Below are 25,962 nucleotides of genomic sequence, written 5' to 3' on the forward strand. Positions count from 1 at the left end.
CATATGATGAAAAGCGTATTGACTAATTTATTGTCTTCATTCTTGTTGATCTTTCTAACCCAATATGCAGTGTTGGGTCAACAAGCAACACCCTTTGGATTTAATCTTGCTGAGCAGCAGTATCGGTTGCTTGCAGAATCGTATACAGATTTAACGAAGTATCCGCGCTCTGCCGATCCAAATGGTAAAACATCTTTTACAGATATTAAAGACTGGACCGGAGGATTCTGGCCCGGATGCTTATGGTATCTATACGAGCACACGGAAGCGCCATATTGGAAGGAACAAGCCTTGAAATGGACAAAGTCTCTGGAAACAAATCAATACAACACCAATCATCATGATATAGGATTTGTTATGAATAGTAGTTACGGCAATGCGTATCGATTGTTGGGAGATACAAGTTTTAAACCGATTATTATTCAAAGTGCTAAATCCCTATTAACACGTTTCAATCCGAAAGTAGGCGCTATTAAGTCTTGGGATAGATTTCGTTCTTGGGATGGAAAGCATACCTATGAATACCCTGTTATCATCGACAATATGATGAACTTAGAACTCCTATTCATAGCTTCGAAATTGTCAGGAGACCCTATCTATAAGGAAGTCGCGATAAAACATGCTGAAACAACTCTCAAGCATCAATATAGGGAAGACTTTAGTTCTTATCATGTGATCAATTATGATCCAAATACAGGTGAAGTGCTGAGTAAAGAAACAGCACAGGGTTTCTCTGATAACTCCGCATGGGCAAGAGGACAGGCATGGGGTCTTTATGGCTTTATACTCATGTATCGGGAGACTGGGCGTGAAAAATACTTACAGGCGGCAATTAAAATGGCTGAGTTTTATCAAAATCATCCTCGACTTCCAGCAGATAAGGTGCCATTTTGGGACTTTGACGTCAATCAAGAAGGCTATAAGCCGAATTGGGATTACAGACCTGAAGAGTATAAGGTTATTCCTCGAGATGCATCTGCTGCGGCAATTACTGCATCTGCATTGATCGAACTTTCTGATTACGTTGCTCCTGAAAAGCAACGTTCCTTTCTCAAACTGTCTAGTGATATTCTCGAATCCTTGGCAACGGAAACTTATTCAAGCAAAGTCGGGAAGAATGGATTTTTCTTACTAAAACATAGTGTTGGTAGTCTGCCTCATAAGGGTGAAATCGATGTTCCTTTAGTCTATGCCGACTACTATTACCTTGAAGCACTACATCGTTGGAACAAACGGAAAGATCAGCGGAAGATTAGTACAGTGTCTCTGCCAAAAGAAGGGAAAGTTCTATTTCTTGGTAACAGCATAACGTATGCGGGTGATTATGTTGCCATGTTTGAAAGCATGAATCGCATTGCCCTACCTCAACATAAGCTTACGTATCTTAATTTAGGCCTTCCTAGTGAAACAGTCTCTGGATTAAGTGAAGAAGGGCATGCTGATGGGAAGTTTCCGCGTCCTTGTCTATTTGAGCGTGTGGATCGTGTTTTAAATCAAATATCAGCTGATGTTGCATTTGTATGCTACGGAATGAATGATGGTATTTATCTGCCATTCGACAAGAGTAGATTTCAAGCTTACAAAGATGGTGTTGAAAAGCTATCTGAAAAGTTAAAGGCAGCAGGAGTGAAGCGTGTGATTTGGATGACACCTCCTGTTCATGATGACGCAAATAAAAGATTAGATGGATATAATCTAGTCTTAGATCAATATGCGAATTGGTTGAAAGAAAAAGCAGCGAAGGAAGGTTGGGAAATCATAGACCTTCATTTCCCTATGCGCTCTTTTCTTGAAGGTCAAATAGCAAAGGAAGCATCTTTTAAACTAGCCGATGATGGCGTACATCCAGCTAAACAAGGACATTGGCTAATGGCGAGAGAAATGTTAAAGCATTTCAATCCTGATGCTTACTACGCACAAGATTGGCAGGTACAACTTAGTAATCAACCAAAGTTAGACAAGGTCTTTCAACTTGTTTCAAAAAGGCAAAGTCTATTAAAAGATGCCTGGTTGACAAAGACTGGTCATAAGCGACCAGGAATGGCGAAAGGTGTTCCAATCAAGGAAGCTGTCTCGAAAGCTTCAGCGTTAAATCAGCAATTGGAAGCAGCGTTATAGCAGAATTATAAAATATAAAAGGCATCAGATAAGATGCCTTTTATATTTTAAGATTTTCAAAGAAAAAATGCATGGTTGCCTTGAAAAACATTGTTGATAACAGCCTATTAATTTATCCACGCTTTCCTAGGCTCTTTATACCAAAGCCTTTTGCTGTGATATAAGGATATCTGTAGAATATTAGAAATATAAATATCCCTATAGCTAGTAGTAAAATCCAACCGTAAAGCTCTTTGAAAGAGCGTAACAATACTTGATTCTGTATCGATTCCAATATACTACTCGCAGATTGCATGAGCTTTTCTTTTTCCAAATTATCAATTCCAGCACTGATTACTTGATAGTTTCTTGTTGTACTATGGTCGAATAGATGATGTAAAACAGCTCCAACGATTGCTGACCCGCAAGCGGCACTGACGACGGCTTGTACTGTCAAGGATTGAAAGAAATGGGGAAAAGGAACTTTTGTCAAGCTACTTAATAATACAATAGCAATAATCACGTAGCCGAAATTTCTCAAAAGAATAGCAAACTGCAATAATTGCTGATTTGTATTTTGATCAATCCAGAAATACATTAACGCCAAGTAGCTGATTATAGCCAATAAGCCGATCATAAAAGTCGATTTATACGAATTCTTTCTCAGTGCAAAATATTGATGACTAAAAAGAACCCCGAGTACTATTCCTATTAACCCAATAACATTGTTCTTTATGAGTTGATGGTGGTCGTAGTTTAAGATTTGATGGAAATATATTTCTTCCAATAAGTGAGCTGGAGAGATCAGAAAATCAACTAGTAAGTAGACAACAAAAGTCAATATGACGATTCTGTATTTGAATGTCTGTAAAGGAATAAAGGGGTGTCGTATAAAAGACGCGCGGACCAAATTGAGTCCGATTAATACGATAGCGAGGAGGCTAGCAAATTGAATTTGCCAAGCATCAAACCAATCGTAATGTGCGCCGTAAATGCAAACAAAGTTAATACATAGCATGGCTAGCCCCCACATTAGCATCCCGAGCCAGTCAATTCCGAAAAGGGGAAAGGGTTTCATAAACCGATTGCTATTGAAAGTAACCCAAACGATAATTATTAAGAGCAGCAAACAAGCGATGACGTACAAATGTACATTCTCCCAAGTCGAGAGTAGTGCTACGTAAGTAAATGCAGAGCCTGACAGCAGTATCGAGCCTTGAACTAATAGATACACGTAACAGAAGAATATGCTTAGATCACGCTTAGGGGTTATCCAAAGCTGTATGGTCGAATTACATTCAAATGTCGCCCACATTCGAAATATGCCGGCAATAAAGCAAACTGCAATCAGTAACATTACATTGTTGGTATATAGGCAGATAATATTACAAAGAATAAGCACGCTGCTACATATCATCAAAATATGTTTAGAAAGAAATCTCAATTTCAGACGCAGCATAATTGTAAAGGTGAGCGCTGTACCTATTAAGCCCGCATATCCTGCCATTAAGATGTCTTCTTGAAGTAGCGAACGCCCAGACTTCATCTCGGTCAGCGTAGCTAGGTATACACCTCCACCCGCAAACTGAAACAAAATAGCAAATAGGATTATTAACCAAGGCTTTAACGGCTCTGGTACATAATTTTTGATGGCGGGGATAGAGAAAGGACCTCCTGGATGATGCATAAATTAATACTTAATAAAACATTCCACATTCATTCCCGCTCTCAATCGGCCGAGTTGCTCTGCATTGTTGTCCTTGTCAAACTCAATTCTAACCGGAATACGTTGCTCGATTTTGACGAAGTTACCAGCGGCATTGTCCTGGGGTAGTAATGAAAATGCGGAGCCTGTCGCATTGGAAATTGATTTTACTATGCCTTTCAATGGCATCCCGTCGAAAGCATCGACTTTAACTTCTACAGCTTGCCCTTCGACAAGGTGATGAGTTTGTGTCTCTTTATAATTGGCGATAATCCACTTCTCATTATTATCTATTATATCAACGACAGTTTGTCCCGGTTGAATTAGTTGTCCCACTTGTACATTCTTCCGGCCTGTATAGCCACTCGTAGGCGCAATAATTACTGTGTAGGAGAGGTTTAATCGTGCTAAATCAATCGCTCTAGCAGCAAGGTTGATATGTGCATCATTTTGTGAGATACGATTGCTCTGTTCGCTCTTAACTAGCACTTGTGATTGCTTCTGTCTTGCCAAGGTTTCATATTTGGCTTTCAATGACACATATTTTGTATGAATGGCATCGAACTCCTGTTGTGTTACACTTTCCTGATCCAATAAGCTCTGGTATCGCTTTTCTTCTTTTGCGGCCAAATCCAAGAGCGCTTTGACCTCCGCAATTGCCGCTTCGGAAACTAATACATTGTTAGTTGCGGTTTGTACAGATGAATTGGATACTGATTTTCCAGCCATTGCATTTTGATAATCTGCTTCAGCCTGCGCTAATCGATAACTAAATTCGGCGTCCTCGAGAATCATTAGCGTATCACCTTTGTTAACAAATTGATATTCATCAAATCGCAATTCTTTTACTGTACCCTGCAGTCTCGAATTGACAGGAACGATTAACTGTTTTACTTGGGCATTATCGGTGAATTCCACATTGCCGAAATGTATAAATTTCGAGCATAGAAAACTAAAAGCAGCGAGCAATAAAATGATAACGAGACTATTGTAAATGTATTTTTTTGTTTTATGATTCATGATTATAGTGTACCTGTAAGTTGTTTTAAATGAAATAATTGAAATAGAATATTGATTTTAGAATTGCTTGCTTGTAAGCTGGCGTCGATTTGGCTATTTTCAGCATCTAGCATCTCGGTCATTAGCACCATGTCGTTCAAAAATCTGTTTTTCACAATCGTGTAATTTTGATTCGCTAAATCAAGTGCTTTCAAATGCGATTGATGTACTGCAAGTGTTTCTTCGTATTGAATTAAGGTTCGCTCTACAGCAAGCATTAATTGATCTTGATTTATGCGATTCAGTTCCTCTGCATTCTCTAATGCTAGCTTGGCTCTTGCTTCCTTTGCTTTATTTTTATAGATGGATGATAGCGAGTATTTTATCCCTACACCCGCAGTCCAATAATTGAAATTGTTATTTAGTATGGGGATTTCGATCATAACTGGTCCATTCAAGTAGTTTCCTGCAAATGCAAAGATTTGAGGATAACGTTCCGCGCGAACTAGTTTCTGCCGTTTCTCAGCTTGGACAACATTTAACGCTGCTTGCATTAGGATAGGGGAACGCTCCATGGCGATATCCTTCCATACTTTCGTGTCGACGCTGTCGCTTTCTTCGAACAGGGATTCTTCAAATGCTACGTTAAGATCTACGTTCGCTGGATATTGAAGAAGCAAACGAAGCTCTTTTAGTCGAATTGTTTTCGCGTTTTCTACTTTAAGCAAAGAAGTTTGCAAATATTCTAGTTGCAATTCGTAACGCGTAACATTGTTCTTTAACGCGACACCCTGTGCTAACTTCTGATTGATTTGATCAATCATCTTAAGAGTTTGTTGAATATTCTTTTCCAATATCGTACGCTGATTACTTAACTTTTGTAGTTCCAAGTAATGTCCAGCAATCAAAAAACGAAGGCGCTGTTTCGACTCTTCACTGGAGAGGGTCGCTTGTGTAATATCATCTTTTGCAAGCGAGATAGATTGCTTGACAGCTCCACCTGTATAAATGAGTTGTTGTGCTTCTATCGAAAAGCTATTTCCAAGTTTAGGAATAGGGATTGACATCCCATTAGAGAAATCTCGATCAGTGATATAACCATTTCCCATATAGCTTGCCGTCAACGATGTCTCTAGATTTGGAAGCCTTTTATCCGTTTGTTCTTTGAGCCTCGACGTCGCGATTTGCTCCTGAAGTGAGTGTAGTGTTAATTCCCGATTTCCTGAGTCTGCAAGATTAAAAAGATCTTCCAAACGCAGAGGCTGTGAGGCATGTTGTGCCAATACTAGGAAAGGAAACAGCAAGCCATATATCGATCCGAATAGGCACTTAAAATTTATATTCATACAATCCAATTTGAGTTGCAAAGTTCAGCTTTAAAACTAAATTGTCGTTCTTCCCAAAACAGTGTAAATTGGTTTTATTTGAATATCTTTGATTGAATAAAGGGTGAATAATTTTAAAGTGTGAAACAATGAAATTGAATGATGATGACTTTGAGGTGTTTCTTGAAAGATTAAGTTATAACGATTTTGAGGCGTATATTAATGTATTTCCTTTTAAGAGCGTACATGCTAATAAGCTAGTCAACAGTAATGTTATCCTAAAATCTACGTTATTTATATTGGTTTTAAATGGAAGTGGAGTGATTGATGTGAACTTCCGACAGTATGAGTTAAAGGCCCAAGATATTGTATTGTTGTCTTTTGGTCACTTCTTTAAAATCAAAGCATTGAGTGAAGACTTCACTGCGCTTGCCCTATATGTCAGTAAGGATTATGTTGACCAGATGTTCTCGGCGGATATGATGTATAAACGAGTGAAGTACGGCGTTCAGATGTTTTCCAATCCTGTAATCAATCTATCCAAGCCTTCAGTCATTCGTTTGAAGAGCCGCATTACTTTTATAAAGGGGCTTTTGAATGATACTAGTCATAGCTACCAGAATGAAATGGTATTGAATGCGCTACGAATTTATTTTCTAGATCTCAGTCATCTCTTAGAAACTTCAAATAAGATGGTGAACCGCAAGCCATCTAACGATGAAATTTACTTAAAGAAGTTTTTAGAACTGCTGGTTCTACACTATAAAGAGCAACATTTGGTGGAGTTTTACGCTAGTAAAATTAATATTACTGGGCATCATCTAACGTTAATTATTAAGCGACTTTGTGGCGAAACTGTATCAGAGTTTATCTTTCAGTTGATATTCGCGGAAGCGAAAATAATGCTGAAATCTCCCAAAATGACTATTCACCAGATTGCAGATGAACTGCATTTCTCCGATCAATCTGCATTTGGAAAGTTCTTTAAACGAAGGTCGGGCGTCTCGCCGAAGGAGTTTAGGAATTTGTAAGGGGAATAGTATTGTTAAAGCATTATTATCAACGTCATTTCAATTGTCGTAGATAAATAGATATTCCTAAGTCTAATACCATGCAATTTGCTTCAATCTTAAAACTGTTGTTTTTGAGCATATTCTGCTATTTGACTATTGAAATATCAACTACAACGTTTTCGTAATTAGTTCTATAAACTCATTTTGAAGGAAATTAAAATTTGTATCTTAAGGATGTTATATTAATCTTATATTAAAACGAAATAAACCTATACGAATGACTATCTACTTTTGATTCTTGGGCGTGCTGATTTAATAGCAGTGACTCCTCAAGATAAATCAAATTAATATCTAGGAATTCGAATGATAATTAACCGATGCTTCGTCTTTGATTAGCCAACAATTGCGGAGAGTAAGAAAATAGTTTTTATTTTCTGAGAACCTTTGAATTAGTAATTCTTTTCTAACCCACCCAAATAATAGCCCCTCTTCAAAGAGCGGCCAGGAACCCATTTGAATATTTGCAACATCTGTTTTTTTCGAATTATATAGAAAAACAGTAAAGATTTATTGAATAATCCCGCGCGCTTTCGCGAAAAGAATGAAAGCGTTGTGCTACAGGTCTGCCCTAAAATGTAGCCTGTTGCAAAATATGAATGCAAACATTTTACCCTAAAATGAAGAGTTTATGAGTCCTTAAAATTATAGTGCCTAAGAGAAGTTTAACTAATTTTTTACTAAACCCATTAAGTATGAAAAACCGATCAAGAAAAACACCTTTAATCATGTTAATCTGTGTAATGCTATTCGTGAGTTATGAAGCTATTGCACAACAAGCATCTGGAAAGAAACTTACCATTTCTGGAATCGTTATGGAAGCTAACGATCCCCCAATTCCGCTATCGGAAGCGACTATCTCTATTAAGGGGTCGGGGAGATCCTTGAAAACTGAAAAGAATGGAAATTTCAATCTAAATGATGTTCCCATCGGAAGTATTTTGGTTGTCACATACACCGGATTCAAAACACAAGAAGTTCCAGTACATCGAGATTACAACAATTTGATTATATCTCTAGTTCGAGATCTCAATGAGATGGAGCAAGTTGTTGTAACTGGTGTCGCCAAACAGAAAGTAAAAGAGATTGCAAGCTCCGTGAGTACTGTCGATATGGAGAATGTGGTCAATAAACCGGTTACTCAACTTTCCCAAGCCTTGCAGGGCGGAACGACAGGGATTAGTGTCAATCAATCGTCGGGCGTAGTGGGGAGTGAACAATCAGCGATTCGTATACGTGGGGTCGCGACTATGGGGAATGCTGACCCCTTAGTATTAGTTGACGGCGTGCCATTCGATATGAATAATTTGGACCCAAACTCCGTGGCGAGCATAAGTGTACTTAAAGATGCTGCCGCAGCCTCAATGTATGGCTCTCGAGGTGCTAATGGGGTAATCTTGATTACAACTAAGCGTGGTGTAGCCGGACGAATAAACGTCGATTATAACGGCTATTATGGGGTTCAAAAGCAATCTATCGTGCCGAATCTAGTTGATGGACCCGTGTATATGCGCGCCATGAATCAGTTAAATGAAAACATGGGCTCAAACCCTGCTTTCTCAGAGGGGGCAATTGACTCCACTGCGAGAGGGTTAGATCCTCTTTTGTACCCAAATACAAATTGGTGGGATCTGACCATGCGGGAGTCTATTCCTATTCAGCAGCATTCCGTTTTGTTGTCTGGTGGTAACACGGCCTCTCGATTTGTAATCAATATCAACCATCTCGAGCAAAGTGGTCAGATCAAGAATTTGGGTGTTAATAATCCGTCAAAATATTCAAGAACTAGTGCGCGTATAAACTCTACGGTCGATTTGACGCGTAACATTATGATTTATACAGACTTATTTGCTTCTCGTTCGCAGCAAGCGGAGCCTTATGTAAATGGTTCCGGACGAGCAACGGGATATCTGCAAGATAAAATCTATGCTGCACCGCCAACAGTTGTCGGCAAATATCCTTTTCCAGGAGGTACAGTACCAGGTTACATTCGTCCCGGTACTGAATTCTATGGGAATTTTGGAGAAGCTTGGAATCCCGTTGGTGTTTTAGAACAAGGCGGTACAATCGGAAGAACGCGTGATGAAGCAATTCTAAATATACGGCCTCAATGGCAGATATCACCCAATTGGAGTGCTAGCGGACAAGTAAGTTATACGGTAGCCTCTGGACTCGATATCACTAATCAAGACGCTTATACATTCTTTGACTATTATTCTTTTACTCAGGTCGGCTCATATGGCTTAACCAAGGGTAGCAGCCTGACCGGTAGGAATAGTTACTTCTATTGGGGTGGAAATGTAGAATATAAAGCAAACATAGGGGCCGATAAAAAGCACAATGTAAATGCGATTTTAGGGTATACGCAGGAGTTGCGAAATCCAGGTCAAGAAAATACGAGTGCTTATTTCGATTTTGTCGCCCTACAGTCTTATTCTTTTAAAGGAATCTATAGTTATGATGAGAAATATCTTTTGGAAGTGGGTATGCGTAGAGATGGTTCCTCACTATTTGGACCGGGGAATAAGTGGGGTAATTTCCCATCAGTTGCTGTAGGTTGGAATATTGATCAGGAAGCCTTCATGGATGGGCAAGATTGGCTTATGGCATGGAAGTTAAGAGCTTCCTATGGTATTTTGGGAAATAACCGTGTGCGTCCTTATTTGTACCAAACAACACTCAATGGAAATGGTACGGTGGCGTCGCATGGGAATGCAAATCTGCGTTGGGAGAAGTTAAATCAGTTCAACATCGGAACCGACTTGAGCTTGAAAGCAGGCTTAGATATTACCGTTGAGTGGTATAACAAAAACTCAGAAGATTTATTACTTACTGCCGACCCGTTGTACTCGAGTGCGATCGGTGTAAATTCTGCTGGTGGAGGCAATAGCCCTACATTTAATGCTGCATCAGCAAATGTCAAAGGTTTAGATGCAAGTATCAAATATTTTAAATCATGGGATAATCGCTTTGGTTTAAATCTCAGTTTAGGTTATAGCACGCTATCAAGTAAAGTGTTGTCGGTTGGTGAAAGCAATACTCCGATTATTTCTGGAAATACAATCTTAATGGTAGGTGGCGCATTACGTGAGTTTTATGGGTATCGTAGCCAAGGATTGTTGCAACAAGCGGATATTGATAATGAAAACATTCCGAAATTGTCTGGAGCAATAAACGCTGGCGATATAAAATATATCGATAAAAATGGAGATGGTAAGATTGATGCGAATGATAGAGTGCCCTTAGGTACAACCCAACCCACAAAGGTTGTCTTCGGGAATATTGGGTTTAATGCAAAAGGTTTTGACTTTGATATGCTTGTTAATTATCAAGCAGGAAGTCCAATTTTCTATCAAGGTGCATTTGCGAATCCCTTTAGCACGAATCCGAGGATAACGCCTCAAGAGGAGCAGATGGATACTTGGGCTCCCGAAAATACGGGCGCAAGCTTGCCGCGCTTTTCTACCGCTGGAGTTGTCTTTTCAGATTTTTGGCAAGAGAAAGGCGATTTTGTGCGCATACGATACATGCAATTGGGATATACGCTCCCTGAGAGCTGGTTGTCAAATGCCCGTATAAAATCAACAAGAGTATATTTCAATGCGCAAAATCCATTCACATTCTCGGACATTAAAATGATTGATCCTGAGACCGCACGTTCGAGTGTGAGCACTGAAAATATTGCTCCGTTAAAAATTTATACGTTCGGTCTATCCGTAAAATTCTAATTAATTGTTAGCACTTTTTAAAGTTTAGAACATGAAAAAATCAAAGATTATTACGACCATATTAGTTTCAACAAGTGTTTTGCTTAGCGGTTGCGAAAAATTTCTCATTCGCGATAATCCCACGGGGATAACAGATGATAGATTCTGGCGTGTAGAAAGCGATTTGACCAGCTATCTTGAAACAATTTATAATAATGCAATTCCTGCAGGGGCGCTAATTACGGATGGTGGAACCTATCAAGCAAACTCATTGATGCAAATGTCAGGGATAACTGACGAAGGCGTGTCCAGAGCAAATTTTGGATCTTGGCAAAACTTCCCAATTGGTTTATTGACCCCGAGTGACGGATATATTAGTGATGTTTATCGATATAATTATGCAAATATATCCGATTGCAGTCGAATCTTGGAAAACTATCAGAACGTTTATATCGCTAATGACGAGCTAAAAAAGAGGTATGCTGCAGAAGCAAGGGCGTTAAGAGCGTATGCACATCTGAAGTTATATGAATTCTTTGGCGTCGTACCGATTGTTGATCACAGTATTAAGTTTTCGGACGAAGACGCTAAGAATCTGCCGCGGCCAACCGAAGCTGACTTAGTAGCCTTTATTTCGCGCGAATTGGATGAAGCAGCGAAAGATCTGCCGACAAGCTATAACGTTGATCAAGCCTATAGAATGAGTCGCGGAGCCTGTCACGCACTACAAGTAAGGCTATATATGAATAATAAAAATTACCCTAAGGCAATTGAATACGCAAAGAAGCTTATCGATTTGAATGTTTACCAATTATGGAAATCGAATAGCAGTAAGAATAGCTATGCCAGTCTTTTTTCATATGATGCGCAAAACAATTCAGAGCGCATTTTATTTCGACGAGCTGGAAACAAGGGGATAGCAGGGCGCATGGGGCCAGCATCTGTTGTAGCAAATGGACAAGCAACGATATCGGCAACTGGTGCTTTAATTAATACCTATGAGACCAAGCAAGGGAAGAACCTGAATGAATTGCCTGCAGACAGTATAGCGATTTATAAAAAGACACCGAACTACAATAATAATAGAGATCCAAGGCTTTCAACCTCCGTACTGCTGCCGGGAGCTCGATTTGTTCGCCCGTACGATCCCTTTAATAATGCAACCGACCTGGTCGGTAAGACGTTTGCAACGGTTACGGGAGCATTGTGTACAAAGTATCTACAAGAAGAGGATTATAACAAAGGGTTTGGCGGCGCAACTATAAATTTTATGGTGATAAGATATGCTGAAATTTTGTTAAGCTATGTTGAGGCGCTAGTAGAGTCTGGTGATTGGCAGAATCCCGATGTGAAGAAATATCTTAATGAAATTAGAAATAGAGCAGGTTTACCGACCTACAATGAAGCTATCTATAATTCACAAGCAAAAATTCGTGAGTTATATCGAAGAGAACGATTTTTGGAGCTCGCATTTGAAGGAACAAGATTGATTGATATTCGTCGGTGGCGAATTGGTACGGAAGTGTTGAACGGTCCGGCATATGGCTTGATCGATCCCAAAACAAATGAAGTAGTGAAAGTTGAAGATCGTGTGTTTGATGCAAATCGGGATTATCTATGGCCAATCCCTCAAACAGAAATCAACAACAATACAGGATTAAATGGTCAGAATAACCCTGGCTGGTAGTTCGATTTAATCTTGTTAATTTAATGCTCGACATTGGCAAAAAAGGCGCTAGAAGTAGCGCCTTTTGTAATCCAGTTGAAACGAATTTTAATATTCAATAGGGTTATATAAACTTTAGGTCGATATATAATTCGAATTAGTGTCTCGAAAGCTTGAAAGCAACTTCAATGCGATTGATTTGATCTAAGTGTCTTATTATATGGTTGATAAGAAACTGAAATGTGTCGCCTAGATTAAGACTTAAAAAACTAGAAATGGAAGTGCGAATTTTTATTTTGTTCAAACTTACATGTCTTGATTTGATCAGAAGATCTAATAGCCTTATTTGTTGATCAATAAAATTGTCAATCACATCAATATTAAGACTCGCGTTTATTGGGTTTTTGTTTTTAAATGTTTTAATTTTCTTTGTTTTATTCTTTGGCAGAATACTTTTTGCAAAATATCCACCTAGAAGGCCACTTTTAAATTGGATATCACTCGTTGTATTAGAGTTTTTAATCTCCATTTCTATTTGTGGTAGATAGAATTGGCCATATAAATTTAGATGTTCCAAACATTCTAAAATGTTCCATGAATTTTCGCTTTCCCGCCATTTTAAACTATCCAATTCATAAAATTTCAACTTTTCGACCTTATTTATGATCAGTCGAACGTCGTCTATAAGTGATTGAATCAATGTCTCAGTATTCATACTGTAATATTTTAAAGGTTAAGAATAAATAAGGTAATTGTAGTTGATCAAAGAACAGATTCAATTGTCAGCCAAATTCTGCCAAATTCACCTAAGCGCCTATATGACCGAATTGTCATCATTCTAGAGGCAGCATAAGCTCCCAAAACACTGATAGGTGTTTCGGTCGTTTAGATAGGTCTTTTAATATTAGATCGTTCGAAAGGATAATAAAAGCTGAATCAGCTCCTCTGTAAATCTCGCTTATAGAATTTATGGCAATAGAATTGGATCATGCGATAGCGCGCTAAATCAATCTTAGATTGTGGGATTAATAATGTTTTTAGGACTACATATTTCAAAACCACAATGGCTTCAGTAAGATAAACTAGATAACTCATTCTAATAATATTCTTTGTATAATTCATTTTTAATGTACTATACAAAGCTCTTACGTTTTTTATGATTAATTCTTGATTGAAGTCAAGAGTTTTTTAAACGAGATAAGGTTTCTGGACTCATTCTTAAATAATTTGCAATGTGTCTATGTGGAACTTCCTGAAAAAGCTGCGGACTTCTTTTTAAAACTCTAAGATATCTTTCTTTCGGTGAGTTTGTTAGAATATCTATTTCCCGCTCAAACTGCTGGATGATAAGAGTTTCTAACATATTAACCCACATATCTCTATTAATTTGTATTTTTAAAAAGGTATTGATTTGGGATTTTGAAATTACTCGAACTACAGTTTTCTTTATAGCTTGTATAAATAGTTCCGAAGGAGTTTCTGTAATGAATGAGTCTAATAAAACTATAATATTGTCTTTGTATCCGAGCCTTATTGTTTGCTCTTGATAATCATCTAATACAAAAATTCTGACACTACCACTCACTATGTAGTATACATTGGTGTCTATACTTCCTTTAACTTTCAAAAACTCATTTCTCTCTACAGTAATTGTTTTTTCGGACAATTCAATGATTCCTTTCATGTTTACTTTAATTTATACCTTAAAAGAATTAGAATATTCGATTTTATTCCGACAATTATAAGTCAGCCTTGAGAATGTAAATTTGCAAAAATTAATGTAGTATGTGTGAGTGTCCCTAAAAAACAAAAAATGTAAAATTGGACAGAAATGCTTATGTAACCCTCACGAAACAATCTGACTCTCGCTTATTCTTGTCTTTTTCATTGGGTTGTTCTAAGTTGCGAATTTTTGCATTTCAAACTGTCCGACTTTTCGGGAGGGTTACAGAACTACCCAGCGAAAATTTTTAACGACATAAAATATGGTCAAAAGAAATTTCAAATATTCGCTACTTAATAAGCTTCCTTTTCTGTTTGTAAAAAAAATGTTGCAAAAATATTTTTTTTATACTGGGCTTTATGTAACTTGTAGTATATAACCTATTAAGTGAGGAGGAGCGAATTGAAATCACCAATTTTAGAGTTCGCAAAGTGAGGAGGCCGATTTATAAACTATCAAAGCTAAATTAAACAAACGAACATGAAACACACCTACACTCTTCGCTATCGCAAAAGTACTTAGTGTATTTTTTACATAATTTTCAATGATTGCCTAGCCAACACAATAGGGTGGGGTGGTATTCTATTGATTAAGTTATTCGGTATTTACCAAAATATCATAGCTAAACACGTGCTTTTCTTTATTTTAAAAGTTTTTTTTGTGATTATTAGGGTATAGTTTATTTAATAATATTTCGTCTATAACCATCACTTAATTCGAAAAAACACCAAAACAACTAATATATTAAACTATGGGAAAATCAATTAAATCCAATAGTAGCTTCTACACTCCTAAAAGCCTACTAAGAGGTGGTTTCCTGCTTTCCTTAGGACTATTGTCAATCAGCAATATGGCTGTTGCCGAAGGTCATCTATGGAATAGGATATCAACCCATCCACTCCAAGCAGTACAATCTACTGTAAAAGGTCGCGTACTAGATGCTATTACAAAGGAACCTATTGCTGGAGCTACTGTTAAAGTGGTCGGTAAATCGACTGCTACATCCACAGATGATGCTGGTAATTTTGAGATTAATGCTTCCGCGAATGATGTGCTAGAAGTTTCGTACATCGGATATCTGAAGGCCTCTTCTGTTGTTACATCGGTGTCTCAAAATTTGTCGATTGAATTGGGCGTTGACAAAACAACCTTCGAAGAAGTCATTGTAACCGGCTATGGTGCGCAACGCAAGAAGGATTTGACAGGTTCTGTTGCGGTCGTTAATGTCAACCAGTTAAAATCGCAACCCGCTGCCTCAGCTGTTGAAGCTTTACAGGGGCGTGCGACAGGGGTGCAGATCGTCAATGATGGCGCCCCAGGTTCTACTCCTCAAATCCGTATTCGCGGTTATAGTACGATCAATAACAACGAGCCACTATATGTGATCGATGGCGTTCCGTATGAAGGAAAGTTAAGCTGGTTCAACCAGAACGATATTGAGACGATGCAGGTATTGAAGGATGCTTCGGCGGCGTCCATTTATGGTGCGCGAGCGAATAATGGTGTTGTCATTATTACAACAAAATCAGGTAAAGCAGGCAAAACTTTAGTCAATGTCGACGCTTATGCTGGTGTCGGTGTACCGAATAGAGGGGCCTTTCCTAAAATGTTGAGCCCTCAACAAGTAGTGGATATGAAGAATACGTTGTTCGGAACGAATAGTGTTGTTCCTGAATATCTACTTGCCGGTGCGAAAAACAAGGACATTACCGCGTCAGACGTGGATATGTCGAAATACTATTATAATTTAAAAGATGCAAACAACTTCTACCAAATAACCAAAGCAAACAAAGAGGGGACAAAATGGTTCGATGAGCTTTCGCAAAATGCACCTATCCAGTCGTATCAAATTGGAGCAACAGGAGGTAGCGAAAATGCAACTTACGCCTTCTCAGGTGGCTATTTAGATCAAAAAGGAACGGTTATACATACAGGATTCAGGCGTTACAATGGACGGACAAACACTCAATTTTCTGCATTAAACAAGAAGCTTCGTTTCGGTGAAAATTTGCAATATAGCTATACTGAAGGCTATGGTTTCGGAGTTAACCCGAACACTGCTGGAGGATATATCGGTGAAGGATCGGTAATGGGATTTGCATATCGTGTTCAAAATGTTGTTCCCGTTTATGACGAAGGAGGGAACTTCGCGGGGACGAAAGGCGGATGGGGTAATGGTCAAAATCCTGTAGCCATGTCTTATCGTGCTAAAGATAATATGAATCGTCAAAACTTCTTCTTCGGTAACGCTTTTGCGGAATACGATGTAATTCAGGGTTTGACAGCTAGAACGAGCTTCGGTATCCGCTACGAAAACTACAACGGTGTGAGCTATAACTATCCAAATCCGGAATTTACTGAGGGTACATTCAACAATGGTATGAGTGAATATCACGGCTACACTACCGAATGGACTTGGACCAATACCTTAAACTACAAGCCAAACCTTGGTGAAGATCATAGCTTAAATGTTCTCGTTGGTACAGAAGCGATCAGCAATCGTAATCGAGGTATCAACGGTTCTAGGAATGGTTATTTCATTTTGAATAGTCTGGATTATTTCTACCTCGATGCTGGTAGTGCGAACATCAATAACGGCGGCTCTGGTTCGGTCGGGTCGATGTTTTCGCTTATGGGTAAGGCTGATTATTCTTACAAAGATCGCTATCTATTGAGCGCGACGGTTCGTCGTGATGGCTCGTCTAACTTCGGCGAGAACCATCTTTATGGGGTATTTCCAGGTATCAGTGGAGCGTGGCGTATTTCTGAAGAAGAATTTGCTCAGGGCGCAGAGTGGTTGAACGATTTGAAACTACGTGCGGGATACGGAGTAACGGGTAATCAACGCATCAGTGCTTACGAATACTTGGCACGTTATAGAGCGTCTTTGACACAATCATCTTATCCGATCAATAATGAAGTTGTCACAGGTATCTGGAAAAGCAACTACCAAAACCCTGATATAAAATGGGAACAAGTAAAATCATTGAACTTAGGTGTTGACTTTTCTGTACTTCAAGGCGATTTAGATGGTTCAATTGATTGGTATAATAAAGCAACCGAAGACATGTTATTCCGTGTCCCATTGCCTGCAACTTCGGTAGGTCGTGCGACTTCCCCTTACCAAAATATTGGAGAAATGCGCAATCGTGGTATTGAGGTAAGCTTAGGCTACCACTATGGACGTCGCCAAGAAAAGCCATTCACTCTTGATATCACGGGTACGATATCGACATACAAAAACGAGGTCGTATCATTAGCACCATCGATAACGCAGGTGAACTATGGAGCGTTCCGTAGTATGCAAACTTCCTTGTTGAAAACAGGCGAAGAGTTTGGTGCATTCTATGGTTATCAGGCGGATGGAGTTTATAATGACGACGCGGAGTTAACAGATTCGCCAACTTATCCAGGAGCACGCAAAGGCGGTGCAAAATACAAAGATATCAACGGAGATGGAAAGATTGATCCTTCCGACCGTACGATTATCGGAAGTCCGCACCCTGATTTTGTTTACTCATTAAATCTAGCGGCTACTTACAAAGACTTCGATCTCACTTTATTCTTCTACGGTTCTCAAGGTAATGATCTATATGAAGCGACACGTTATTTCACAGATTTCGGTGTGTTCAACGGTCAATATAGCGCGCGTTTATTAGACGCATGGAGCCCAAATAATACGAATAGCGAAGTGCCATCCATCATTAGTCAGGGCGATCTTAATGAAATGGAAGTTGCGACTTCATCGCTTTATATACAAGATGGTAGTTTCTTAAAGCTTAAAAACTTACAGATCGGTTATAATCTGAATACGACGAAGCTGTTTGGACAGAATACTTCTTTCAATAAAATGCGTATCTATTTTGGAGCGACAAATCTGTTCACGATTACGAAGTATACAGGTTTAGATCCGGAGATTTCAGCAACCCCATCCGATTATCCGGCATTAGGTGTCGACTTTGGGGTTTATCCGCAATCTAGACAGTACACATTGGGCGTAAGCTTAGGATTTTAAGATTGTTATTATTTCAAAAGAACAAATATTATGAAACGAAATAAATTATACACCTATTTAATTGTTGGCGCCTTAGCGATGAGTTCGTGCGGCAAAGAGTTCTTGCAGAAGCTGCCGCAGGGAGAGCTTTCAGAGCCACAGGTAGGAAATAAAGAAGGAGTAGAAGGTTCCTTGTTAGGAGCCTACAGTATATTAAATGGTAATGTAAGTGGAACCTGGGGCAATTATGCGTCTGCACCAAGCCAATGGCTATTTGGTGAGGTGGCTTCTGATAATGCACACAAAGGATCAGAAGGAGGAGACCAACCTTATATGGCCAATATTGAAAGCTATAAAGCAACTAGCGTTAATGATAACTTGAGTACGATGTGGCAAGTTTATTACGAAGGCATTTTGCGTTGTAATAATACATTGAAATTGCTTGCTGCGGATCAAAGTGGTGCGAAAGAAATCACCGAAGAGCGTGCAAAGCAAATTCAAGGCGAAACCAAGATGCTAAGAGCGCATTATTATTTCTACTTATGGCGAATCTTCAAAAAGATTCCATACCTCGATGAAAATACCACGGCGGATCAAGCTTTAACGATCGGTAATGATGTTGATGTGCTTCCTAAGATTGAGGAAGATTTACGCTTTGCCCTTGCCAACTTGAGCGAGGAAAAGTATAATAATGATGCTGGTCGCATGAATAAACGTGCTGCGCAGGCCTACCTTGGAAAGGTGCTTTTATACAATAAAAAGTATCCAGAGGCGCTAACCTTGTTCAATGCGGTTATGGCAGGAACAGATCTTTCCAGCATGCCATTTTGGAATAACTTTGATGTAACAAAAGAAAATGGCCCAGAAGCTCTCGTGGTTTCTAAACACGCTATCAGTTCTAACGGTAATCCGGAGAACGGAAATGTCGGCGATATGCTTTCAGGTTTGTCTGGAACTGCTCCAGTTAACTGTTGTGGATTTTATCAGCCTACTATTGATCTTGTGAATGCTTATAAGGTCGATGCAAATGGTTTACCGTTGTTAGACAACTACAGATCAAATCCTTATGTTTCGGATTTCGGTCTGCCAGAAATTCAAAAAGAAAATTATGAGTTAAACGTTGATTTAGCATTCGACCCTCGATTAGACTATACAGTTGGCCGTCGCGGTGTACAGTACCTTGATTGGGGTATTATGGCGGGCGACTCTTGGATTAGAGAGGTTGTAACCGGCGGTCCATTCGTAGGGATTAAAACAATGGTGCCTAAAACCTTATTTGGCGTTCAGACGGCTCCGGGTGAATATTATATTACGGGCTTGGATGTGAACATCATTCGTTTGGCTGATGTGTATTTGATGGCTGCAGAATGCGAAATCGAGGCCGGAAGCTTAGCGAACGCATTGAAGTTGGTTAATGCGGTTAGAGCGCGCGCAGCAACGCTAGCTCCGAAGAAAGCTGAATCCGGTGTCAACGCAGCAAAATATAACGTAAAACCTTACCCATCTTTCCCTGATAAGAATTTCGCGCTGAAAGCAGTGCGCTTCGAGCGTCGTTTAGAGTTAGCGATGGAAGGACATCGATTCTTCGACTTAGTAAGGTGGGGAATTGCAAAAACTACGCTGGAAAGCTATTCGGCGTTCGAGGGCGGTATCATTCCAACTTATAAAAACTTGGTGTTCAATACAAATAATGAGTATTGGCCGATTCCACAAGAAGAGCTCGATAGAAATAGTAATCTCAAGCCTAATTAATTGAAGAAACAGCCCAATAGGGTAGTCATGGTCGGAAGATTTATCTTCCGACTTTTTTGTTTTTTCTGTAATCAAATTTGCGAGTGATTCTCACTGATGGTCATTTTTTTTATCATTTAATTGGTCTGTGTTTGGTGTATTTGCGCGCTTGTTGTTGATTAACAGTTAGGTGTGGTGTTTCTGTGAGATTATGAAATATCTCTCGACGACGTTTTCATCTTTGTTCTTACAGCAATACTAAGCTATTTTCTTAATCTTACTTTCTACAATCACACGCATAGCTTAATCCAATTTAGAGTATTAATAAGTATTGTATCACCCTTAACTTCGAAGTCTTGAAAGCGATTTCAAGCTAATTTAAGCTGATGGATACAATTCTATCAAGCTATGCCTGATTCTCATCGATTAATAGATCAAGTACTTATAAACGAATGCATTCGAAGAAAAAATTATGGAATGTTTTTGTAAATTGGTTTTAAAGATTGTTGAAGCGTGTATTGGCTTTATTCACCTGTCACTAATGGAGATTGTAACTATTGAGTTTTGAAGAAATTTTAAACGAACTGAGAAAATATTATCCATTTGGAGTTCCTTTTATGGATGAAAGATATTGTTCTACTAAAGAATTTAAGTTTGGTAGACAAGTTCATAATGATCAATATGCTGAAGGAATTGAAGGACTGGCTGAAGCAAATGATGAATTAAGCAGTTTATTGAATTCAGAAATCGATAGCTATTTTATGGCTGCAGGACATTTTTGTCATCACTATACTTTTTACACTCATGATAATCGTGATGAAAGATATTATTCATTACTTATCAGTACAATAATACCTTTTTATACGATTCGAATTCTCGATACAACAACATGGGAATCGGATTTTTCAAGCTTTCAATCTAAATATCCAGAAAAAACGAAGTTAATAGAAGAATATATAGCAAGAAGATTCCCCGGATATCAAGTCATAACTGATAATGAATTACTAACTAAATCTATTGACGGTGTTGAGGTTGACTTGAGTGATCACCCAAGCTTACTTAATTTAGCATTTACAACTATACTTGCATAAAATCTCTATACACAGTATGCGTCAGATTGTGTAACCTCTTTTTTTACATGTGAATAATTATAAAAAACTCTTCAGGAAACTAAAGCTTTATTCGCGAAAAACCAAGTACTTATTTCATTTAGAGTTTGATTAGGATGATTACGGGTGTCATCAATTTGCCTCTCAAAAGCTAGTGCGTAAACTAACTTATAGATTCAAATAGATAAATAGTCTTCGTCTATTTTTATATATCATCGAATTAATAATTAAGATTACGGCTTTACTTTAAATTTGACTATCCATTTAATGGAGAGCTAATCTTCTCGTTATTAATAAATATTTAGGTTTTTTAATTTTCTTGCCTTATTGTTTTCATTATCTTATATTTGGTTAAGATAATAACCGAACTTAAGCCGCAATCTTTAAATTATTTATTGTTAAACTATTATTAACAATTACTTTATATACTTAGGTTAAATTTGATTAATAAGAAACTTAAACTTTGAAATATACCTTGGATACAAGTCTAAATACGCGTTTAAAGAACAGTGATCATGATGCCTTTGTTTCTATTTACAATAGGCATGCAAAAGAGTTGTATTATTTTGTCAATAAGTATATTAAAGAATCCTCTGTTTGTGATGATATCATTCACGATGCATTTTTAAATTTGTGGAACGCAAGGGCTCGCATAAAGGACTCTTATCCTGTTCATTATTATCTTTTTCGTATTGTTAGGAACTTAATTTATAAAGAGATTAAAAAGCGAATAAATTTTAATCTACTGTTTCAAAATAATTCAGAAATCCTCGATGTTAAAGGGGAAGATGATGTTGAAGAGAAAGTTCTAGATAAAGAATATACTGAAATTTATAATTTAGCGTTAAACACATTACCTCCTCAGAGAAAAAGAATATTTAAAATGTCGCGAGAGGAAGGGTTAAGTTATAAAGAAATCGCAAGTAATTTGGAAATATCCACACAAACGGTTAAAGAACATATGTCTTTGGCAATGAAAACAATTAAAGATTATATTGCTAAAGAACATGATATCTTATTGAAGTCCTTATTTATTTTAATTTTCTATAATAAGCTTTAACGGTATTAATACCGTTAAAGCTTAAATTGTTTAGAAATTAATCATAAAATTAGCGATTACAGGGTAATGATCCGATTCCTTGTCTGCCCAAGTAAATACAGAATACATTTGTGGAGTAAATGCATCTAAAGGATGATAAATTAAATAATCAATAGTTCTTGTTGGATTTGGCGTAGGGAAAGTAAATTGACTACAATTGCCGTTCAAACATCCGAATGTAAAGAAGGTTCTCAAAATGTTCATTGTATTTGAGTTTGGAAGTGCATTAAAGTCAGAACCTACAATCATTGGTTTTCCGAAATTTTTGCAGAGGGTGTTGAAATCATTTGCTTGTTTAATTCGATTTCTTTCATCACCTAGATGGTCAAAATGTGTGCTCATGAAATAGAATTCTTTGCCATCTTTTTCGACTAGAATTCGAGCTACAGATCGCCTTTCACCACCCAAGACAGGGTCAACTTCTAGGTTATATGCCCTTTTCTCTTTAATGGGTAATTTAGATAAGACTGCATCACCATATTCTCCACCTGCAATATCAATTGCTTTAGCAAAATAGTAGTCCATACCTGTTAATTCTCCTAATGCTTTTGCAATGTCTCCATTGTTTTTGTTGCGTTCCGAATTCTTATCAACTTCTTGCAAAGCCACCAAATCAGGATCTGCTTTTTTTATAACTTCGGCAATAACCTTTAAGTCTGGAATCCCGCCAGACCGAGCACCAAATATATTATAGGTCATTGTTTTTACGATAGTTTTATCCTTCGGAGGATCTATTTCGGACGGTTTATTATCCTGCCCTTTGCTACATGCTAATAGAACCATTAAAATAAATATTGAAGTTATTTTTTTCATAGTTTTCATGTTGAATAATATTAAAACGCTACTATTTCTGCAATTGAAGTTGTATCACCGTTTCCTGAGCTAGATAGTACAGTAATTTTGAAGAATCTACAGTTCGCATTTTTTTCAAAATACATAATCGCCGAAGTGTCATCGGATGATGCTGCAATAGTGAAACTTCCTGCTTCAGTCCATGTTGTCCCGTCATTTGAAGTTTCAATCAATACGTTCTTTGGAAATAAATAGGCTTGATTTTGCCCCCTTCTCCCATAAAGGGTAATTCCATGCAAGGTATGGTTTGCATTCATATCTATTGTCAAGTAATGTGGGTGTGCTGGCCTCCATCCATCGACCCGACGATAGGTAGATAACCAGGCCATTTCGATCGTTCCATCAATCGCGTATTTTGCTCTTCCACCTACAGCATCATAATCATCATCTGAATAGTCATGGATTTCCCACTTATCAATCGCGATTGGACTAAATGGATTACTTTCGTAAATTCCATTTATAAGAAAGAATGTTGTTCGTAAAGGTTCATTTACCGTAAGTGTTGGTTGAACATCGCTAATGGCTACAGGAATCATGTAAGCTTTGGTCCCTCCCAATTTAGAAGGATTAATTTCCAAATTAATATTATTTGATCCTGCATTTCCTGGTTGAATGGTAACTGAAGACTCAGCTATCTTATAGCTATCTGCTGGTGGTAATTCGTAATTAGTATTATTTTGTTGATTATATAAGTCTAGTTGCACTTTATCAATCTTAAAGTTAATATTAATGGGGTCCGTAAGTAGTTTAAATCCACTGTAACCAGCGCCAAAGGGAATGTTTGTCCATTCATCCTTTATCGTTAAGGTTTTTGTTACAGCACCATTACTTGCTGATTGCATAAAAACTCTTGTATATTGGTCTGGGTTATCAATCTTCAATTCTGATTTTTTACATTGATACAGAGATGCTAAAGGAGCGGAAAGCAATATCAAGAACGTCCACCGACGAGCTTTTGTCCGTAATTTTATATATATAGTTTTCATTGATAATAGAAATTATAAGGGTTTGAATTACCAACCTGGGTTTTGAATTAGGTTCGGATTACGCTGAACCTCCGTTTGAGGAATTGGAAAATAATAATAGCTTTTTCTAAAAACTCTATTTTCAAATTTAGTCCTTTTAAAAAATGTGAGGTCAGTGTTCGAAGTACCTCCTTCAGCGTTCATTCCATACATTGGACCTGCGTCAGTTTGCTCTGCAATTTTCCATCTTCTAGTGTCAAAATAACGCAGATGTTCCATGGTTAACTCTATACGTCTTTCTGTTCGAATTTGCTTCCTCATGTCTGCCTGGGATAAACCTGAAGATAATGCTGGTATGCCGCCTCGTTCACGGATTTGATTTAGATATTTTAGAACATCAGGATTGTTTGGATCTGATTCATTTAAGGCTTCCACATAATTCAATAATATTTCTGCATAACGCATCATCACATGTGGTCTAGCAACAGAATTTTGCGTTGGATGATATGTTGGTGAAATATTTTTACGGAATAAATAGCCGGTTTCTGAATAATCATGGGAGCCTCCTTTTCCTGATTCCCCCGTATAATATAATTGTATTTCACGTACACCGAGGCTGGAGGTAGTGTTAATCCAATCACTTCCTGAATAGATTATAGTAGCATAAAATCTAGGTTCCCGATTAACATACATATTGAACGTATTTTTTGAACGGGTGGCACCAGGTGCTTGAAAATTGCTAAATCCACTTTCTGAATACCCACTTGAAGTATTGATATTAGGTGCTCCGGTACTATTGTAGCTGGTAATAGGAGATTCTCCGTTTGCCATACGGTAGCTATCAACTAATTGTTGAGTTGGTCCCATTGATGCATAACCACCAGCAAGTCTTGGGGTGCAAGAGCGTTGATAGTTCGTTAAAGAGTTGTTGTTTCGTCCCATTATCCATTCTAAATTCCAAGAGTCTAGAAACAAATCCCTATAGGATAAAAAAGGATCTATTTCGCCATTACCTTTGTTTTTACGATATAATCCTAGTTTACCGGATGATTCAGCATAATTGATAACAGATTTTGCTGCATCGGCGGCTGCCTTCCATTTATTAACATCATTCGTAGCATTGAATAGGAGCTTACCGTCTTTGTTAGCAACACTGGCATAATCTTGGTTTCCATTATTTAATGGACTGGCAGCGTATAATAACACTCTGCTTTTAATTGATCTACAAAGAATCTTACTTGCTCTACCCATATCATTTTCCAAAACGGCATCGCCATTTGCGTAGTGTTCAACATCTAGTTCAGCTTCTGCTAAATTCAATTCGTTTATTATATAATCTACACACTCATCATATGAACTTCGTGCCAACTGCATTGAAGGGTCCGTTAGGGGTAGATCCGGCGCTATTTCCGAATCTCCAATAATAATGAAAGGACCATATTGTTTTAAGAGTTCTGCATAGAAGAAAGCTCTTAGAAATCGAGCTTCACCTTTTCGCTTTTTAATTAAAGCAGCTCCTTCGCGCTCTTGAAGAATTTCTTCATTGCCATCGATATTATTAATGAAGGTAGTTGCTGTGCGTATTCCCTTGTAATAATGGTCCCAAAAATTCCAATAATTAGAGGAGGCATTCCAGTTTCCTAAATTTACTTGAAATGCAGCATTACGCTGAGAAACATCATTGTCATCAGATAATACATCCCATGGTGAATTGTTTGTGCGATGCCCCTCGTCTCGAATGAAATTATATGTTCCTGCTAACCATTCTTCAGACAATTTCCGTCGATTAAAAACCTCTTCTAAGGAAAGTCTATCATCAGGTACTTGGTTTAGAAAATCCTTTTGACAGGAACTCCCAAAGGTTAATATTAGGGATGCTAATGTGGGGTATATAATAGTTCTAAAATTTATTTTCATGAT

At 38.0% G+C, this 25,962-nt stretch carries 16 protein-coding genes; 8 read left to right on the forward strand and 8 right to left on the reverse strand.

The window, feature by feature from the left end:
* The first annotated feature begins 3 nt into the window (after nucleotides 1-3).
* Nucleotides 4-2,118 (forward strand): GDSL-type esterase/lipase family protein, encoded by a 2,115-nt coding sequence (locus GFH32_RS06285; protein WP_153510305.1) that lies wholly within the window; start codon nucleotides 4-6, stop codon nucleotides 2,116-2,118.
* 112 nt (nucleotides 2,119-2,230) lie between these two features.
* Here GFH32_RS06285 and GFH32_RS06290 read toward each other — a convergent pair whose 3' ends face one another.
* The 3 genes from GFH32_RS06290 to GFH32_RS06300 are packed head-to-tail and all read right to left on the reverse strand — an operon-like array spanning nucleotide 2,231 to nucleotide 6,147.
* Nucleotides 2,231-3,784, reverse strand: a complete 1,554-nt coding sequence (locus tag GFH32_RS06290) for an efflux MFS transporter permease (protein WP_153510307.1) — start codon at nucleotides 3,782-3,784, stop codon at nucleotides 2,231-2,233.
* A 3-nt stretch (nucleotides 3,785-3,787) separates the two neighbouring features.
* Nucleotides 3,788-4,822, reverse strand: coding sequence for an HlyD family secretion protein (locus GFH32_RS06295; RefSeq protein WP_153510310.1), 1,035 nt, complete (start codon nucleotides 4,820-4,822; stop codon nucleotides 3,788-3,790).
* Nucleotides 4,823-4,824: 2 nt separating this feature from the next.
* On the reverse strand, nucleotides 4,825-6,147 hold the full coding sequence (locus GFH32_RS06300; protein WP_153510312.1) for a TolC family protein: 1,323 nt from the start codon (nucleotides 6,145-6,147) through the stop codon (nucleotides 4,825-4,827).
* 128 nt (nucleotides 6,148-6,275) lie between these two features.
* Between GFH32_RS06300 and GFH32_RS06305 the strand changes: the two genes are divergently transcribed.
* The 3 genes from GFH32_RS06305 (at nucleotide 6,276) to GFH32_RS06315 (ending at nucleotide 12,590) form a co-directional block, all read left to right on the forward strand.
* Entirely contained in the window at nucleotides 6,276-7,157 is an 882-nt protein-coding gene (locus GFH32_RS06305) for a helix-turn-helix domain-containing protein (protein ID WP_153510314.1), read from the forward strand.
* Nucleotides 7,158-7,891: 734 nt separating this feature from the next.
* Nucleotides 7,892-10,924 carry a SusC/RagA family TonB-linked outer membrane protein gene (locus GFH32_RS06310; RefSeq protein WP_153510316.1) on the forward strand — a complete coding sequence of 1,011 codons (3,033 nt, stop codon included), beginning with the start codon at nucleotides 7,892-7,894 and terminating at the stop codon, nucleotides 10,922-10,924.
* A gap of 31 nt (nucleotides 10,925-10,955) precedes the next feature.
* A complete protein-coding gene (locus GFH32_RS06315) occupies nucleotides 10,956-12,590 on the forward strand; it encodes a RagB/SusD family nutrient uptake outer membrane protein (RefSeq protein WP_153510319.1) in 1,635 nt (544 codons plus the stop codon).
* Nucleotides 12,591-12,726: 136 nt separating this feature from the next.
* On the opposite strand, the gene GFH32_RS06320 is transcribed toward GFH32_RS06315, so the two are convergent.
* The gene (locus GFH32_RS06320) at nucleotides 12,727-13,284 is read right to left on the reverse strand and encodes a DinB family protein (RefSeq protein WP_153510321.1); all 558 of its coding nucleotides are present in this window, start codon (nucleotides 13,282-13,284) and stop codon (nucleotides 12,727-12,729) included.
* 462 nt (nucleotides 13,285-13,746) lie between these two features.
* Nucleotides 13,747-14,253, reverse strand: coding sequence for a Crp/Fnr family transcriptional regulator (locus GFH32_RS06325; protein ID WP_153510323.1), 507 nt, complete (start codon nucleotides 14,251-14,253; stop codon nucleotides 13,747-13,749).
* A gap of 790 nt (nucleotides 14,254-15,043) precedes the next feature.
* Here GFH32_RS06325 and GFH32_RS06330 point away from each other — a divergent pair.
* The 4 genes from GFH32_RS06330 to GFH32_RS06345 all read left to right on the forward strand — a co-directional run bounded on the left by GFH32_RS06330 (nucleotide 15,044) and on the right by GFH32_RS06345 (nucleotide 22,186).
* Nucleotides 15,044-18,307: a SusC/RagA family TonB-linked outer membrane protein gene (locus GFH32_RS06330; RefSeq protein ID WP_153510325.1), complete on the forward strand. Its 3,264-nt coding sequence runs from the start codon at nucleotides 15,044-15,046 to the stop codon at nucleotides 18,305-18,307.
* Nucleotides 18,308-18,337: 30 nt separating this feature from the next.
* Nucleotides 18,338-20,038, forward strand: coding sequence for a RagB/SusD family nutrient uptake outer membrane protein (locus GFH32_RS06335; RefSeq protein ID WP_153510327.1), 1,701 nt, complete (start codon nucleotides 18,338-18,340; stop codon nucleotides 20,036-20,038).
* Between the two features lie 536 nt (nucleotides 20,039-20,574).
* Nucleotides 20,575-21,108 (forward strand): hypothetical protein, encoded by a 534-nt coding sequence (locus tag GFH32_RS06340; protein ID WP_153510329.1) that lies wholly within the window; start codon nucleotides 20,575-20,577, stop codon nucleotides 21,106-21,108.
* A 481-nt stretch (nucleotides 21,109-21,589) separates the two neighbouring features.
* Nucleotides 21,590-22,186: an RNA polymerase sigma factor gene (locus GFH32_RS06345; protein WP_153510331.1), complete on the forward strand. Its 597-nt coding sequence runs from the start codon at nucleotides 21,590-21,592 to the stop codon at nucleotides 22,184-22,186.
* A gap of 30 nt (nucleotides 22,187-22,216) precedes the next feature.
* On the opposite strand, the gene GFH32_RS06350 is transcribed toward GFH32_RS06345, so the two are convergent.
* Genes GFH32_RS06350 through GFH32_RS06360 form a run of 3 tightly spaced genes read right to left on the reverse strand, consistent with a single transcriptional unit; the run spans nucleotide 22,217 to nucleotide 25,959 of the window.
* Nucleotides 22,217-23,038, reverse strand: coding sequence for an endonuclease/exonuclease/phosphatase family protein (locus GFH32_RS06350; RefSeq protein WP_160366894.1), 822 nt, complete (start codon nucleotides 23,036-23,038; stop codon nucleotides 22,217-22,219).
* A 20-nt stretch (nucleotides 23,039-23,058) separates the two neighbouring features.
* Nucleotides 23,059-24,063 carry a BT_3987 domain-containing protein gene (locus GFH32_RS06355; protein ID WP_153510335.1) on the reverse strand — a complete coding sequence of 335 codons (1,005 nt, stop codon included), beginning with the start codon at nucleotides 24,061-24,063 and terminating at the stop codon, nucleotides 23,059-23,061.
* A 27-nt stretch (nucleotides 24,064-24,090) separates the two neighbouring features.
* Nucleotides 24,091-25,959: a RagB/SusD family nutrient uptake outer membrane protein gene (locus GFH32_RS06360; protein WP_153510337.1), complete on the reverse strand. Its 1,869-nt coding sequence runs from the start codon at nucleotides 25,957-25,959 to the stop codon at nucleotides 24,091-24,093.
* Nucleotides 25,960-25,962: the final 3 nt, after the last annotated feature.

The sequence above is a fragment of the Sphingobacteruim zhuxiongii genome (assembly GCF_009557615.1).
Taxonomy (GTDB): domain Bacteria; phylum Bacteroidota; class Bacteroidia; order Sphingobacteriales; family Sphingobacteriaceae; genus Sphingobacterium; species Sphingobacterium zhuxiongii.

Coding starts and splice junctions, on each gene's coding strand:
- GFH32_RS06285 (WP_153510305.1), top strand. CDS start 4: ATGATGAAAAGCGTATTGACTAATTTATTGTCTTCATTCTTGTTGATC.
- GFH32_RS06290 (WP_153510307.1), bottom strand. CDS start 3,784: ATGCATCATCCAGGAGGTCCTTTCTCTATCCCCGCCATCAAAAATTAT.
- GFH32_RS06295 (WP_153510310.1), bottom strand. CDS start 4,822: ATGAATCATAAAACAAAAAAATACATTTACAATAGTCTCGTTATCATT.
- GFH32_RS06300 (WP_153510312.1), bottom strand. CDS start 6,147: ATGAATATAAATTTTAAGTGCCTATTCGGATCGATATATGGCTTGCTG.
- GFH32_RS06305 (WP_153510314.1), top strand. CDS start 6,276: ATGAAATTGAATGATGATGACTTTGAGGTGTTTCTTGAAAGATTAAGT.
- GFH32_RS06310 (WP_153510316.1), top strand. CDS start 7,892: ATGAAAAACCGATCAAGAAAAACACCTTTAATCATGTTAATCTGTGTA.
- GFH32_RS06315 (WP_153510319.1), top strand. CDS start 10,956: ATGAAAAAATCAAAGATTATTACGACCATATTAGTTTCAACAAGTGTT.
- GFH32_RS06320 (WP_153510321.1), bottom strand. CDS start 13,284: ATGAATACTGAGACATTGATTCAATCACTTATAGACGACGTTCGACTG.
- GFH32_RS06325 (WP_153510323.1), bottom strand. CDS start 14,253: ATGAAAGGAATCATTGAATTGTCCGAAAAAACAATTACTGTAGAGAGA.
- GFH32_RS06330 (WP_153510325.1), top strand. CDS start 15,044: ATGGGAAAATCAATTAAATCCAATAGTAGCTTCTACACTCCTAAAAGC.
- GFH32_RS06335 (WP_153510327.1), top strand. CDS start 18,338: ATGAAACGAAATAAATTATACACCTATTTAATTGTTGGCGCCTTAGCG.
- GFH32_RS06350 (WP_160366894.1), bottom strand. CDS start 23,038: ATGAAAAAAATAACTTCAATATTTATTTTAATGGTTCTATTAGCATGT.
- GFH32_RS06355 (WP_153510335.1), bottom strand. CDS start 24,063: ATGAAAACTATATATATAAAATTACGGACAAAAGCTCGTCGGTGGACG.
- GFH32_RS06360 (WP_153510337.1), bottom strand. CDS start 25,959: ATGAAAATAAATTTTAGAACTATTATATACCCCACATTAGCATCCCTA.